Raw genomic sequence first — 14,544 nt, forward strand, 5'->3', positions numbered from 1 at the left:
AATGGAAGATGCTGCTCCACAAATCGAATTTCAAAAAATTGAATTAGAGAACAGGATCATGGTTCGTTTTGAACTCAAATAAATCATTGGGAATAAGAAAAACACATATAATAGAAAGTAATCGTCGTATATTTAAAAACGATAGTTGAAAATCAACTATCGTTTTTTATTTTTGTGGTGTTTTAAATCAATAGATCATTAAATTCATTGATAGTTCTGCCCATTATTAATGAAACGTGAAGCTGATATAAATTGTGAGAGTGCTAAATGAACTATTGAAAAATTTAATTTTCCCTATGAAAAAGATACTATCTTATATTACTACACCCTTATTTTATTTCCTATTTCTTCTTGCCTTAATCATCTTTCATCCTATTCAAGTTATTTGTCGAACTCTTTTCGGCTATCAGGCTCATAAAGTATCGGTTGACATTCTGAATTATATTCTGATGCGTTTGGTTTGGGTTATTGGTTTTAGAACAAAATTCAATAATAAAGCTGATTTACCTACCAATCGTCCAATTATTGTGGTTTCAAATCACCAAGGGACTTACGACATCCCTCCCATTGTTTGGCTATTTAGAAAACACCATCCTAAGTTCATTTCAAAAATCGAATTAGCTAAAGGTTTTCCTAGCATTTCCTATAATCTCCGTCATTCGGGGGCTGCCTTAATCAAACGTAACAACAGAACTCAGGCACTAGGTGAAATACGTAAGCTTGGAAAATTAATTGCTAAAAATAATTATTGTGCTTGTATCTTTACTGAAGGAACTCGAAGCAAAACCGGGAAGCTAAAGCAATTTAAATCAGGAGGTCTTGCTACTTTATTGGAAGAAGCTCCTAATTCACTTATTGTTCCTTTTGTTGTGGATGGGAATTATAAAATTGAACGTAAAGGCCGTTTCCCTCTATCTTTTGGTGAAAAAGGAAGCTATTCTATTCTAGAACCCATTGAACCTAAAGGTTACACGCCTAACGAACTATGCTCAATGATTGAAAATTTAATTCGAATTGAATTGGGACAATAATAAAGCAAACATATGGTAGAAAAAACAGCATTAGTGATTGAAGGCGGCGCCATGCGTGGTATATTTTCTGCAGGTATTATGGATCAATTTCTTGAAGATGGTTTCAATCCCTTCGATATGGTCATTGGTGTTTCTGCCGGATCGATAAATGCTGCAGCCTATCTTGCCGATCATATGGGAAGAAATTTTGAGGTCTACACCAACTACTCTCTTCAACCTGGCTACATCAGTTTCACGAATTTTATAAGAGGCAATCATTTTATTGATCTCGATTGGCTTTGGAGGATAACTGAAAAAGAACTCCCAATAGATACAAATCTACTTTTTAATAAAAATATTGATTTTGAGATCGGATTTACTCGAAATGATAATGGAGAAGCATTTTTTCTTAAACCCAATGCCGAAAACCTAAGCCATTACCTAAAAGCCTCGTGCACCATTCCCCTCTTCTATCGTAATTTCCTCGAAATTGAAGGACAAATTGTTTCTGATGGTGGTGTTGCCGCACCCATTCCAGTTGAAAGAGCTTATGAAAAAGGAGCAACTCGTATCATGGTTTTACGATCGCGTCCAGAATCATACAGAATGAACAATGGATTAGAGTTTAAAATTGCGAATTTCATTTTCTCAAAACATAAAGGTTTAGTGAAAGCAATTAGAAATCGACATCAGGTCTACAACCAATCTATCGATTTTATGCACCATCCTCCTGAAGGTGTTGAGATCATTGAAATATGCCCTCCAGAATATTTTAAGACTGGTCGATTTACACAAGACTATCAAACCTTACTTGATGACTATAAAACGGGAAAAGAAATGGGGAAAATTGCCATAGAGAGATTCAAACAAAATAGCCTGACTAAATAAAAATATAAGGCATAAAAAAAGCCTTCCATATGGAAGGCTTTTTTCAATATTCTTAAAAGCTGATTAAAATCTTCTTTCTTTAATTCTAGCTTTCTTACCAGTAAGAGCACGTAAGTAATAAATTCTAGCTCTACGTACACGACCTCTTTTGTTTACTTCAATCTTATCGATGAATGGAGAAAACATTGGGATAATTCTTTCTACACCAACGTTACCAGACATTTTACGAATAGTAAAAGTTTTAGTGGTACCAGTACCTTTAACCTGAATAACAACTCCTCTAAAGATCTGAATTCTTTCTTTAGTTCCCTCTTTAATTTTGTAAGAAACACTAATTGTGTCACCTGCTCCAAAAGCAGGAAGCTCAACGCCAGTAGCAAATGCTTGCTCAGCAACTTTAATTAAATCCATCGTATTGATTTTTTTTAATATTCACGAACGCAATGTAAACATATAACTGTCTTGATGCCAGAGATTACGCACGAATTCGCCGCAAATGTAAGGATTATTTTTCAATCAACAAGGATATTCTCAACACAAACTTAACAACGAGCAGCAAAAAAAAAAGTCCGAATTTATATTCGGACTTAAATATCATAGAATTAAAGTTTCTACTGCAGAACTTCCTTCTGATTATTTGAAAAATATTTCATAAACTGAGCTCTTTCGTACATCGCTGAATCTTCAACTTTACCATAACTCAATTGACCTCTGAATTCATCAATCGTTTTAAATTCCTTCTTCTCCATCCATTTAGTAATATCGGCTAAGATATCGGTAACTCTATCAAAACCATTTTCGTAGATTGTTGAACAAAGTTGAACTGTTTTTGCACCAGCTAACAATTGCTTAATTGCTGCCTCTCCATCGTGAATACCTGTAGATGCAGAAATGTCGACACCTCTAATTTTATCGCTGATCATTCCAACAAATCGCAATGATTTACGGATATCAGCAGGAGAACTCAATACATCTGCTGAAGTCATTTCCATCTTATCGATATCAATATCTGGCTCGTAAAAACGATTAAACAAGACTAAAGCATCAGCTCCATCTGCATTTAAACGGTTAGCAACTGCCATCATATTGGTAAAATAGATTCCTAATTTCATTGCAATAGGAATATTCACTTGTTTCTTCACAGCCGAAAACACATCGTAATAAAGCTTTTCGTATGCTTCTGAAGATTTGTTCTTATCGTTAGGGACAATAAAAACATTCAACTCGATAGCATCAGCTCCAGCTTTCTCAATTTCCTTTGCAAAAGATGTCCAATCTTTAGAAGAAACACAGTTTATACTAGCAATTACAGGAATAGAAACAGCCTTTTTAGCCTCACGGATTAGCTCAAGATAATTCGAAATTGAATTGCCTTTCACATAATTTACAATGTAATCTTCAGCTTCAGGATAAGCTGAATTCTTAGGGTCTGACGAAATTAAATGAGACGCTTCATTAGTGATTTGTTCCTCAAATAGAGACTTCAAAACAACAGCGCCAGCACCTTTTTCTTCTAATATTTTAATTTTACGAACAGAGTTGGTTAAACCAGAACTGCTAACTACAACGGGATTTTTTAAAGTCAATCCCATATAGGTGGTTTCAAGATTTATCATGCTAGTATTCTTTGATTTTATTTTGATTGAAACAAATATAATTAATTAGAGGTATCAATTAACATTTAAACTGACTTATTAATCATTCTATTAACACATTTGCCCTATGAATATTAATCGTCTTTTACTCCTGAGAAAACTATCGAGATCCGAAAATAGAACTTCCTACTCGAACCATAGTACTGCCCTCTTCAATTGCCAATTGGTAATCGCCAGACATCCCCATAGAAATCTCTACAAAGTCTGTTTTATCATGAAAAAATTCTGTTTTTAAAGCCTCGAAGTTTAATTTAAGTTGCTTAAACTCTGCTCGCACCTGGTCTTGATTATCAGTAAATGTTGCCATACCCATTACGCCAACAATATTGATACCTTCCAAGCTCTTAAATTCCTCAGAATTCAACATTTCAATAGCTTCCTGCAAAGAATATCCAAACTTAGTTTCTTCCTGTGCGATATGAAACTGCAACAAACAATTGATGACACGATTGTGTTTCAGAGCCTGCTTATTAATTTCTTGCAACAGTTTCATACTATCCACAGCGTGAATAAGTTGAACGAAACCTGCAATATATTTAACCTTATTCGTTTGAAGATGACCAATAAAATGCCATTCAATATCCTTAGGAAGTGCTTCGAATTTCTGTTTTAATTCCTGCGGCTTATTCTCCCCAAAAATCTTATACCCACCCTCGTATGCTTCAACAATATCTTCTTGAGGCTTGGTTTTAGAAACAGCAATTAGTTTGACGTTTTTAGGTATACTTTTTAATACCTTATCTATATTTTGTGAAATACTCATCAGTTATATTTTAAAAATCCTTCCCAAAATTACAATTTTAGAAAGGATATCGAAACTTAGTTACGAATAATTAGAATTTCATTTATCCATGGCTGGATAGAATTTATTTATAAGACTAAAATTAATGTATAAATGACATAAAAGGATTGAAGCTCCCTACTTCTTTCCGTCAGTCAGAATAAAACCAACACCGTGTACATTCTCAATTTTAATTGCTGGATCTGGTTTTAAGTGCTTCCGCAATTTGGTAATAAACACATCAAGACTCCGTCCCATAAAGTAATCATTTTCGCCCCAGACTTTTACAAGAATCTCTTCTCTTTTTACCAGAGAATTACGGCTATTACAAAGTAATATTAACACGTCTGCCTCTTTTTTCGTAATACGAGTAAATCTTCCGTTTAAAGAAAGTTCAAGATTGGAATGATCAAAATCAAACATCCCGATCTTACATTTACAATCAGTGTCTTCAGTAACTTTAAAGGAACGTTTTAAAATGGCATTAATTCGTCGTACCAACTCATCCTCATCGAAGGGTTTAGTTATATAGTCATCTCCTCCCAAATCGAAACCATTCAATTTATCTTCTTTAAGAGATTTAGCTGTCAAAAAGATAATCGGTATCTCTTCGTTTTTCTTTCTGATTTTTTTTGCCAAAGTAAAGCCATCCATCAATGGCATCATGACATCCAAAATACAGAGATCAAAACTATCTGATGTATAAGAAGAAAGTCCTTCAACACCATCTTTTGCAAGTGTCACATCAAAACCTTCCATTCCAAGGAAATCTTTCATTAACATACCCAAACTCGGGTCATCTTCTACCAGAAGAATTTTTGGTGATTTTCCAGTGCTCATATATTTAGCTTAAAGGTAATACTACTGTAAATGTACTACCAATATTCTTCTTACTCCAAACTTTAATACTCCCTTTATGGGCATCAATAATCATCTTACAATAAGATAAACCAATACCAAAGCCTTTTACGTTATGAATATCACCTGTATGAGCCCTATAATAACGATCGAAAACATGCTTTTGCTCTTCCCTTGTCATTCCAATACCTTGATCACTTATTGAAATGCAGAGTTCATTATTCTTAATTTCGGTGCTTATTTTAATTTTAGGACTATCAGTGGAATATTTCAGGGCATTATCAATCAGATTTTTGAAAACATTCTGTAATAGATCTTCATCTACTTTGACTTTATCATGAGTCGCTTTTAGATCAAACTCAATAGTTCCCTTTTTCTCTTTAAGTTGAATATCTAAACAAGAGGCACATTCTGATAATAATGAATGTATAGAAAGCTCGTCAGCATTTAACTTCAATTCACCTCGTTCAATACAAGCTAATTTTAATAACTGCTCAACTTGTTGACGTAGTCTGTTATTCTCAGAATGAATAATATCAGAATAATGCGATACATTTTTAGGTTCGGAAAGAACCTTATCTCTCTTTAGCATACCACAGGCAAGAGCAATACTAGCCATGGGTGTTTTAAATTCATGAGCAATATTATTAATCAAATCAGTCGTTCTGCCCAATATTTTTTTATCTCTGAGTAGTGATAATACTGTAATTCCAAAAAGAGAAAATAAAATGATAATAGCAACTAATGATGCAATAAACATGGTACCCATACTGTCGAGTATATTTTTCTCACGCTTATCAAAATAAACGTTCAACATGGCCTTATCATCACTTAAAGCCTGCTGCATACTATAGTAAAAACATCGACTTCGGGGTTGCTTATCTGCTTTTGACAGTACTTCAATAGTATAATTAGAGTTAATCTGATGCTGCTTAAACTTATTCTCAATAATTAAATTCAAACGCTTAATCTCAGATCTCAATCTGGCACTATCCGTCTTGGATTTGAGTTTCTTCATACATTCACTCATCTCATAACAGGACTGTTGATCTTCCATGAATTCACTTACAGATTCATGCAAAGCCAATCCTACCAAATGTCTAAACTGTTCTTCATTTAATTTACGAGCTTGATTAATCCACTGAACTTGAATCATTAAAAGGATGATTAGAACTAAAATAGATACACCAATAAATATCTGTGATTTATATTGAGTCATATTATGCTATACAGGTGTTTATTTAAAATATTTGAGAGTAATAAGAAAAAAACAATAATTTACTTATATTTTTAATCTAGCTAAAGTTCTTTTACTCAACTTAATTACAGCTCAAAAATAAGCTTTATTTATTAATAGTTTTAACCATTAACAATTCATTAACAGAAGACTCTTTTATCTTTTTATTATATTTGAGACAATATTTTGAACTAGAAACGTATTTTTAAACATTTAATTTAATAGTTATGAAAAAATTAGTATTCGGACTTCTGTTTGTTTTCTCAATGAGTTTAGTAAGTGTTGCAGCTAACAACATTATCAATGCTGACACTGATATTACATTAACTCAGGAGCAAGATCAGAAAAAAGACACAAAAAAAGCTTGTTGTAAAAAAGCTGAGAAGAAAGCTTGTTGCGATAAGGCAGATAAAAAGGCATGTAGTAAAACAGATAAGAAAGCTACTTGTTCAAAAACTGCAAAGAAAGAATGTAGTGCAGCCGACAAGAAAGCTTGTTCTACAAAAACTGAAAAAAAAGCTTGTACAGGTGACTGTACAAAAGATTGTTGTAAAAAATAAGCTTACAGACAACTAGATAAAAAAAAGTGCTTATCAACTGAGATAAGCACTTTTTTTGTATGATAAAACGTAGTGGAAGTTAACAACCTCCTGCTGCACGTTTCTTTTTCTTCTTTCTCTTAATAACTGGCTTAGGCGAACTATCACCATTTGATACAGTTGTACTTACTCCACCACCACCAAGAGCCATGCTCGCACCCTTACGAAAATCATACTTGGCAATCTCCTCGTCAGGACTTGTAGAAGATGGAGCTTTAGGATCCATAATGGTTTCTGCCCAATAATTCAAACCACCTTGCATGACGTAATTATTTGCAAATCCCAACTGACGTGTAATCATCCAAGCCTCGTTTGATTTCAAACTCCCATTTGAATAGAAAACATTCATTTTCACATCCTGATCCAAAACATCAGCCCAATTTTCTGATAAAATATCAGTTAAAGGAATGTTTATGGCATTTGGCAAATGAAATTTTTCGAATTCATCCTGTGCTCTCACATCAATCAATTGAAATGATGGATCTTTTTGTACCACCATATCAGCGATCTCGTCAGTACTCATAAACTGAGCACCTTCCTGAGCTTCCACAAGTAACTCCGCTGCGGTTAACTTATAAACCTTTGTTGTATTTTCAGGTACAGCCGCGATAATTAATCCTAAAGGAATAAAAACAGCTGCTAATTTTAATCTTATATTCATGATCGTAGAATTATAAATTTTAAATTACGAATTTATTCCAAAATCGTAATTCCTAATTGATTTTAATACTCCTCTCTTGGGAATTTTTTCTCAGCCCAATCACCAACCCAAAACATACCAAAAGCAGCTAAAATCATACCTAAAGAGAAAAGGCCTCGAGGTAAGTTTAAGACTTCATTAATAGTAGGAGTTCCCATAAACTCGGCTTTATAAAGCTCTTCGAACATTGGATACCCTTCTGTAAAAGCAACGATTCCTAAAAATAAGCCACCGATAAAAGCTAAGGCATCAAGCTTACCAATTGAAATAGCACAAAAAGCTGTTCCTGGACAAAAGCCACCCATAATAAAGCCTGCTCCCATGATAACACCACCAACTATAGCAGAATGGAGGTAAGTTGGATTAATGTATATAAGACTTAAATCTACCCAACCGAAAAGGCTCCCAAATAACATACCTAACAATGCGGTGATTGCAGCCGTAAAAAACACTTTCAACACAGTCGTGTCGTAGCCATAAAACATACCAGCCAATTTTCTACTAGATGAAAAGCCACTTGATTCTAATACAAATCCAAAACCAATACCTATTAAGAAGGCTAAGAACAAATTGGTATCTGGAGAAATTATTTCATTTACGATTAATGGTCCCATAATATTTTTAATTTTTTAGATTTTAGACTTGAGTTTTTATGACTCAAAACTTAAACACTTGAAAAAATAGTTTTAAATCCAGTTTTTACGGAAGAAATACGCTAAGCCGAAGGCCGTTCCGAAAATACAAGCCATTGTTATAAATCCACCAAGGGATAAAACGGCCATTCCACTTAAAGCAGAACCAGAGGTACAACCTCGTCCTAACTGGGACCCAAATCCAAAAAGAGCACCACCTAAAAGAGCAAAAATCAATCTTCTTTTAGACGAAATTTTTGGCGAATGTTCAACCTTAAATTTTAATCTTTTAGCGAATGTTCCTGATAAGAATCCACCAACTAAAACACCAAAAACTTGAAAAACCAACCATGATTTCATTGGGTTCTCATGAGTTTCATTATAATTCTTATAAAATGTTGTATTCTCTGCATGATCAGGAGCAATTGTGTTTACTGTACTTACGACAACAGATTTTAGAGCTCCACTGGCACCTAAGCCTCTACCTGAAATAAAATTGGCAGACAATAGTACCAAACCCAACATTATACCTCCGATATATGGGTTCCAATATTTAGTTTTCTTTACTTCGTTCATATGATTTATATTTTACCATCTCAATCTGACTTGAGAAACGATTATAAATTCTTGATTTGTTTTATTTAATAAAGCCAACGACTAGCTTGGCCTGCATAAGATATAATGAAACGTAACATTAAACTTCCAAATAGAACCAACACAACAGGAATGACTACAGGAATTTTATATTTACGTAATTCAAGAATCTCAAGTATAGCAGGAACAATCATTCCCAGAATAACAACAAAAATCCAGAATGGAGCCGTATAAGCACCGCCTAAAAATAAGTTGGCAGCATCGATCTGAACTTGTGAACTTGCCAAAAATCCCATAAACATATGGATGATCAGAAATAGTTCAACTCCAATAATCATCAGGTCAAGCTGAGCGAAACGTTTTTTCTCGGCATGATCTTTCGATAACCAAATAGTGATTGCAGAACCTGCTGATAAACCAGAAGCTAAGAACAAGGGGCCTAATATCGACGTATTCCAAAGCGGACGAGCATTAAATGCCGAAAACAAAATTCCTGTATAAATACCCAAGACCGCTGATGAAATCAACATAATCCAAGCCAATACTTTCTTGTGCTTATCAAAGAAAGCTAACACGTCTTTTATAATGTCAAATTTCCAATCCCATTTTGGGAAAAGCTCTTTGATGTGTAGAGCACACCATAACATTGATAATGGTGTCACTAGCATTAAAGTCCAAGCACCCCACGACATTGGAGACTCCAACTTAATTGTTGTATAAAGTCGCCAAAAGTATAGCTTGTGATGCAAATCTAAAAACAGAGCAATTAAACCAATAACAAGTGCAATAGGTGCTACAAAAGGAGCAATTTTTACAGCTGTACGGTAATCATTTTCTCTGTTTCTGATGGTATATAAAGCGGCAAAAAACAAAACTCCAGCTGCCAATCCTCCTAAAAATAGGTACAAGGGAATCTCCCAGTGCCATATATGAAGTTGAGGATCGATAAGCGGGTTGTTTCTACCACTAACAATTAATTCTTCACGCATGATAGTATATCGTTATAGGGTTAGATTAAAAAGTATAGGTGTGGTTTTGTTCCTGCTTGTGGAATTAAAGTTTTCCATTTTCTCCTTTTAAGAATCATAGAAACTTCAGATCTTGGATCATCCAAATCGCCAAAATACATACACTTAGTTGGGCAAACAGCAACACAAGAAGGTTGCATACCTTTCTTCACACGGTGTAAGCAAAACGTACACTTATCTACATACCCTTCAGGATGAACAAAACGAGCATCGTAAGGACAAGAAGTAATACAAGCACTACATCCAATACATTTATCTTTTTCAACAAGTACGATGCCACCTTCGTTATAATGACTGGCACCTGTAGGACAACAACGTACACATGGAGAGTTCTCACAGTGGTTGCATCGCTCCGAACGGATTTCCATCTCAAGCTGAGGATAGGTTCCGTCCATTACTTCTACGACCCAATCGCGGCAGTAACCAATAGGTACATCATTTTCAGTTTGACAAGCCACCACACAGTCGCTGCAGCCTACACACTTCTTGGTATCGATAGCCATTGCATATCTCATAGTTTAGGCCTCCTTTTTATTATCAAATCTAAATGTTACAAAATTCCCTCTCATTCCAGTACCACCCATAATTGGGTCTGTCATAACATTAGTGATAAGTTGTGTATCACTAATACCTTTTCCGAAACAACGTTTCAGACGCTTATCAGCATGGCCAAAACCATGAACCATATAAACTGAATCGAAACGAATACGTTCGGTGACTCTTACCTTAATTGAGAAATCGGAAACAATGCCATCTTGATTTTCCAGATAAATATATTGATCGTTTTTCAAATCCCACTCCTTAGCGACTTTAGGATTGACCCATAAGGTATTTTCATCCATTAAATCTGTTAGGTTAGGATTATTGGCCGTACGACTAAAAGTATGCATGGGTGCACGTCCGTATATCAAACGGTAGAAACCTTCCTGAGGCTCAGGGTGCTGAACAAATACAGGCATTGGCTCAAATCCTTCATCGGCAAGCGAAGTCGAATAAAGCTCAATTTTACCGGTATTGGTATTGAATTCTATATCTTCATCCTTCCCAAAATACAAGTCATCAACTTCACGCTTGATGCGCTTGACACCGATTCGTTGCATTTCTTCCAAAGAAGTACCTACTTGCTGTAATTCCCAATCAATCTCATCTTCAAGATTCTCAAATGGGAAATAATCTAGTAAGTCAAGTCTTTTGGCTATTTCTCTAGCCATCCAATAAGCTGGCTTTGTATTATATTTAGGCTCAACAGCTGGCATTCTAAGAGCAATACTTGGCTCTCTTCCCTGTGATACTCTTAGAGAATCGTAACGCTCTAAATAAGTACACTCTGGTAAAACAACATCAGCATAACCTGTGATTTCCATTGGCATGGTATCAACCACAGCAATTAAATCAAGTGCTTGAATAGATGCAAGTGTCTTGGCCTGATCAGGAAGTGTATTTATTAGATTCGTACCGTTAACAATCCAGGCTTTAATTTGGTGCCCCAAATCATGAGTTGGCATAGATGCATCACAAAGACCCGAAGCTAATGCCAAGTCAGCTAAATTATATTTACCACCTAAAGCTTCACGCCACGATTTATTTGGCTTAGGAAACTTTGGTATCTTATAATGAGGAACACTTGCCTTTTCAGGATTGTAGAAGCCTCCACGTCGTCCCCAAGAACCTAATAAAGCATTAAGAATAGCAACGGCTCTCAATCGTTGAGTATCGTCACCATACCAGGTCACATGTCGTCCTGGGTGAACAATAACAGCAGGAGCAGCATTAGCCATAGCGCGAGCCGTTTCTCTAATCTGTTGAGGTTTTAGTGTAGTTACACCGTATGCCCATTCGGGCGTATATTGTTGTACGTGCTCTTTTAGTTGATCAAAACCATAACAATATTTCTCAACGTATTTTTTATCGTAAAGCTCTTCGTTGATGATTACGTTCATCCAAGTCAGAAGCAAAGCCATATCAGTAGATGGCTTAATTGGTAGCCAAAATTTTGATTTACTTGCAACTGTTGAAAAACGTGGATCTACAGTAATGATAGTAGCACCTTTGTCAATACAATCAGACATTTCCTGAACCTGACCATTGTGCATATTCTCACCCAAGTGAGAACCGATAAGAACCAAACATTTGGTATCTCTAATATCAGTATTCTCTGGAGAATTGATTCCTTGACCATAAGTTGCAATAAAAGCAACCTCGCGGGGACCTCTACATTGTGCATAGGACGGGGCCGCAATATTATTAGAGCCTAAACCCTTTAATACTTTGCCAAAATATTTCCCTCCTGAACCATGAGAAAATAGAGCTAATGATTCTGGACCATGCTCTTCTTTAACCTTTTTCAGTTTGCCAGCAATGTAGTCGAAAGCCTCATCCCATGATGCTTCACGGAAAGTTTGCTTCCCTCTCTCCTCAGTTCTAATGAGAGGCGTTTTTAGTCTATCCTCATCATTATACATACCAACACCGCCGGTACCACGAGGACAAAAACGTCCATTACAGTTAGGATCATCATTGTTTCCAATAATTTTCTTTATGCGACCATTCTCATCCTTATAAACCCAACCTGCACACTTCCAAAAACATACTTCACAGTAAGTAGGGGTGCGTGTAAAGTCAAAGGGTCCCTTAAAATGGGATGGATTGGTTTTAACCAGATTATTGGCGAAAGCATCCAAAAGGCCTCCTCCAAATATTAATCCGGCAGCGCTTAAAGAACTAATTTTTAAAAATTGTCTTCTGCTGTTCATATGATACTAGTTTTCATATTTAGGTCGTATGCCACATTCAGTAAAAAATAATTATCTCAGGCTGAGTCAAAACTATTTTTTCATGAACATTTCATAGAATTAGGTTTTATTTTCTCGTATTTTTCTCTTCTAAAATCCTTATTCTGATATAAAAAAGACTATAAATATTAAGATCTCTACACATCAACACATCTAGAAACTTACATTTATGCATGTAAACATATATAAAAACACCAATTCAAAAAATGTTTTAAAATACCTTGTTTCTTTTTAGATCAATTCTAAAGAATAAAACAGACCAATCACCTTAAAACTAGGCCCCAATAGGACTATTTAGATTTCGAATAAATAGAATTAAATTCATACCCTTTAGTCTGATATATCTTCCATACTGTTCAGGTTCGAAAAGAGATTTGGTTGGTAATAATCAAGACTTGGAGGTGGCTTGAAATAGAGGGGATCCATTTTTGAAAGGAGGCTCATCATTTTCAAATGACCTGACTTGAGAGCCTCATGAAAGAAGTCTGAAGCCGATGAAGCGTAACAGGCAGCAAGGGGTTGCTTGCGTCCTGTTTCATCAATAGGAATTATAGCTTTGCCTTTCAGTTGAGCTACTAAATCAGTAAACAATTGGGTAGGCAGGTGTGGTGTATCACAGGAAATGACGAGGTATATGTCAGCCTCCACTGCTTTCATGCAAGTACTTATACCACCTATTGGGCCACAATCAGGAATTTCATCTGCAATCATAGGTAAAGCGAGGTAAGAATAGTCGCTATTTGCAGTACTAATTACCATTTCATGGCAAATAGGTTTTAGCGTATCAATAGCATATTCAATTAGAGCTTTGCCTCGGTATTTAACCAAGCCTTTCTCCTGCCCCATTCTGCGACTTTTCCCTCCAGACAAAACGATTCCTACAATTTTAGCTTCCTTTTTTTGCATGCTTAAAACTAGATAAAATATCTATTCAAATTAATATGAACGAAACAATTTATGCAGAAAACACAAGTCTATTCCAATTCTTGAGACCATCTTTGACAATCACAATTTAACCAGACATTAACATCTTTTTATTTTTATTTTACTACTCCAGCGTGTATCTTTAGAATGATTTCAAATAAGTATTTCTCGCATTTCTATATGAAACTCGATTAGCATTCTAAAAAATGAACTTATGAAACTAAAATTATTAATAATTGGACTACTACTTTCTATCGCAGTTCAAGCAAATCAAGCTAAAAAAATGGATAAGAATAATAAAGAAACTGCGACACTAGGATCAGGATGCTTTTGGTGTACCGAAGCCATATTTCAGGAATTAGAAGGTGTCGAAAAGGTTGAATCGGGTTATATGGGTGGACAAACGCTTAATCCAACTTATAAGGATATTTGTACAGGAGAAACGGGGCATGCCGAAGTGTGTCAAATTACATTTAATCCAGAAGTCATCAGCTTTACAGATTTACTTGAAGTTTTTTGGCTAGTGCACAATCCAACGACTTTGAATAGACAAGGAGCTGATGTGGGAACACAATACCGTTCGGTAATTTTTTATCACAGCGAAGAACAAAAGCAAATTGCTGAAAATCTAATTATTGAACTTGATAAAGCTGGTGCATGGGACGATCCGATTGTCACAGAGGTTACAGCAGCGGAGAAATTCTATAAAGCTGAAAATTATCACCAAAACTATTTTAATCAAAATAAAAGTCAGCCCTACTGTAGCTTTGTTATAAAACCAAAGCAAGAAAAATTCAGAAAAGCGTTTAAGAATAAACTAAAAAAATAATACCTTGATGTGGTGAT

At 35.3% G+C, this 14,544-nt stretch carries 16 protein-coding genes; 4 read left to right on the forward strand and 12 right to left on the reverse strand.

Annotation, left to right across the window (positions count from 1 at the left end; all coding sequences use genetic code 11):
• Nucleotides 1–296: 296 nt before the first annotated feature.
• Together ABY905_RS07215 and ABY905_RS07220 are read left to right on the forward strand one after the other, a co-directional pair.
• Nucleotides 297–1,031, forward strand: a complete 735-nt coding sequence (locus ABY905_RS07215) for a lysophospholipid acyltransferase family protein (protein WP_372642034.1) — start codon at nucleotides 297–299, stop codon at nucleotides 1,029–1,031.
• A 12-nt stretch (nucleotides 1,032–1,043) separates the two neighbouring features.
• A complete protein-coding gene (locus ABY905_RS07220) occupies nucleotides 1,044–1,898 on the forward strand; it encodes a patatin family protein (protein ID WP_372642036.1) in 855 nt (284 codons plus the stop codon).
• A 63-nt stretch (nucleotides 1,899–1,961) separates the two neighbouring features.
• Here the strand turns inward: ABY905_RS07220 and rplS are convergent, their stop codons facing one another.
• From rplS to ABY905_RS07245, 5 genes are all read right to left on the reverse strand, one after another.
• Nucleotides 1,962–2,309, reverse strand: a complete 348-nt coding sequence (gene rplS, locus ABY905_RS07225) for a 50S ribosomal protein L19 (protein WP_407936034.1) — start codon at nucleotides 2,307–2,309, stop codon at nucleotides 1,962–1,964.
• 200 nt (nucleotides 2,310–2,509) lie between these two features.
• Nucleotides 2,510–3,514, reverse strand: a complete 1,005-nt coding sequence (locus ABY905_RS07230; RefSeq protein WP_372642038.1) for a dihydroorotate dehydrogenase-like protein — start codon at nucleotides 3,512–3,514, stop codon at nucleotides 2,510–2,512.
• 139 nt (nucleotides 3,515–3,653) lie between these two features.
• Nucleotides 3,654–4,316, reverse strand: a complete 663-nt coding sequence (locus ABY905_RS07235; protein WP_372642040.1) for a YggS family pyridoxal phosphate-dependent enzyme — start codon at nucleotides 4,314–4,316, stop codon at nucleotides 3,654–3,656.
• A 156-nt stretch (nucleotides 4,317–4,472) separates the two neighbouring features.
• On the reverse strand, nucleotides 4,473–5,174 hold the full coding sequence (locus ABY905_RS07240; protein WP_372642042.1) for a response regulator transcription factor: 702 nt from the start codon (nucleotides 5,172–5,174) through the stop codon (nucleotides 4,473–4,475).
• Between the two features lie 4 nt (nucleotides 5,175–5,178).
• On the reverse strand, nucleotides 5,179–6,411 hold the full coding sequence (locus ABY905_RS07245) for a sensor histidine kinase (protein WP_372642044.1): 1,233 nt from the start codon (nucleotides 6,409–6,411) through the stop codon (nucleotides 5,179–5,181).
• Between the two features lie 245 nt (nucleotides 6,412–6,656).
• On the opposite strand from ABY905_RS07245, the gene ABY905_RS07250 reads away from it, so the two are divergent.
• Nucleotides 6,657–6,989, forward strand: coding sequence for a hypothetical protein (locus ABY905_RS07250; RefSeq protein WP_372642046.1), 333 nt, complete (start codon nucleotides 6,657–6,659; stop codon nucleotides 6,987–6,989).
• Between the two features lie 79 nt (nucleotides 6,990–7,068).
• On the opposite strand, the gene ABY905_RS07255 is transcribed toward ABY905_RS07250, so the two are convergent.
• The 7 genes from ABY905_RS07255 to ABY905_RS07285 form a co-directional block, all read right to left on the reverse strand.
• Nucleotides 7,069–7,689 carry a rhodanese-like domain-containing protein gene (locus ABY905_RS07255; RefSeq protein WP_372642048.1) on the reverse strand — a complete coding sequence of 207 codons (621 nt, stop codon included), beginning with the start codon at nucleotides 7,687–7,689 and terminating at the stop codon, nucleotides 7,069–7,071.
• Between the two features lie 62 nt (nucleotides 7,690–7,751).
• On the reverse strand, nucleotides 7,752–8,342 hold the full coding sequence (locus tag ABY905_RS07260) for a YeeE/YedE thiosulfate transporter family protein (protein ID WP_372642050.1): 591 nt from the start codon (nucleotides 8,340–8,342) through the stop codon (nucleotides 7,752–7,754).
• A 72-nt stretch (nucleotides 8,343–8,414) separates the two neighbouring features.
• Nucleotides 8,415–8,936, reverse strand: a complete 522-nt coding sequence (locus ABY905_RS07265; protein ID WP_372642052.1) for a YeeE/YedE thiosulfate transporter family protein — start codon at nucleotides 8,934–8,936, stop codon at nucleotides 8,415–8,417.
• A gap of 65 nt (nucleotides 8,937–9,001) precedes the next feature.
• Nucleotides 9,002–9,943: an NrfD/PsrC family molybdoenzyme membrane anchor subunit gene (gene nrfD, locus ABY905_RS07270; RefSeq protein ID WP_372642054.1), complete on the reverse strand. Its 942-nt coding sequence runs from the start codon at nucleotides 9,941–9,943 to the stop codon at nucleotides 9,002–9,004.
• A gap of 20 nt (nucleotides 9,944–9,963) precedes the next feature.
• Nucleotides 9,964–10,497, reverse strand: a complete 534-nt coding sequence (locus tag ABY905_RS07275) for a 4Fe-4S dicluster domain-containing protein (RefSeq protein ID WP_372642056.1) — start codon at nucleotides 10,495–10,497, stop codon at nucleotides 9,964–9,966.
• A 3-nt stretch (nucleotides 10,498–10,500) separates the two neighbouring features.
• Nucleotides 10,501–12,735, reverse strand: coding sequence for a molybdopterin-dependent oxidoreductase (locus ABY905_RS07280; protein ID WP_372642058.1), 2,235 nt, complete (start codon nucleotides 12,733–12,735; stop codon nucleotides 10,501–10,503).
• A 369-nt stretch (nucleotides 12,736–13,104) separates the two neighbouring features.
• Nucleotides 13,105–13,680 carry a molybdenum cofactor guanylyltransferase gene (locus ABY905_RS07285; RefSeq protein WP_372642060.1) on the reverse strand — a complete coding sequence of 192 codons (576 nt, stop codon included), beginning with the start codon at nucleotides 13,678–13,680 and terminating at the stop codon, nucleotides 13,105–13,107.
• 232 nt (nucleotides 13,681–13,912) lie between these two features.
• On the opposite strand from ABY905_RS07285, the gene msrA reads away from it, so the two are divergent.
• Nucleotides 13,913–14,527 carry a peptide-methionine (S)-S-oxide reductase MsrA gene (msrA, locus tag ABY905_RS07290; RefSeq protein WP_372642062.1) on the forward strand — a complete coding sequence of 205 codons (615 nt, stop codon included), beginning with the start codon at nucleotides 13,913–13,915 and terminating at the stop codon, nucleotides 14,525–14,527.
• Nucleotides 14,528–14,544: the final 17 nt, after the last annotated feature.

The organism is Ancylomarina sp. (assembly GCF_041555295.1).
In the GTDB taxonomy this organism is placed as follows: domain Bacteria; phylum Bacteroidota; class Bacteroidia; order Bacteroidales; family Marinifilaceae; genus Ancylomarina.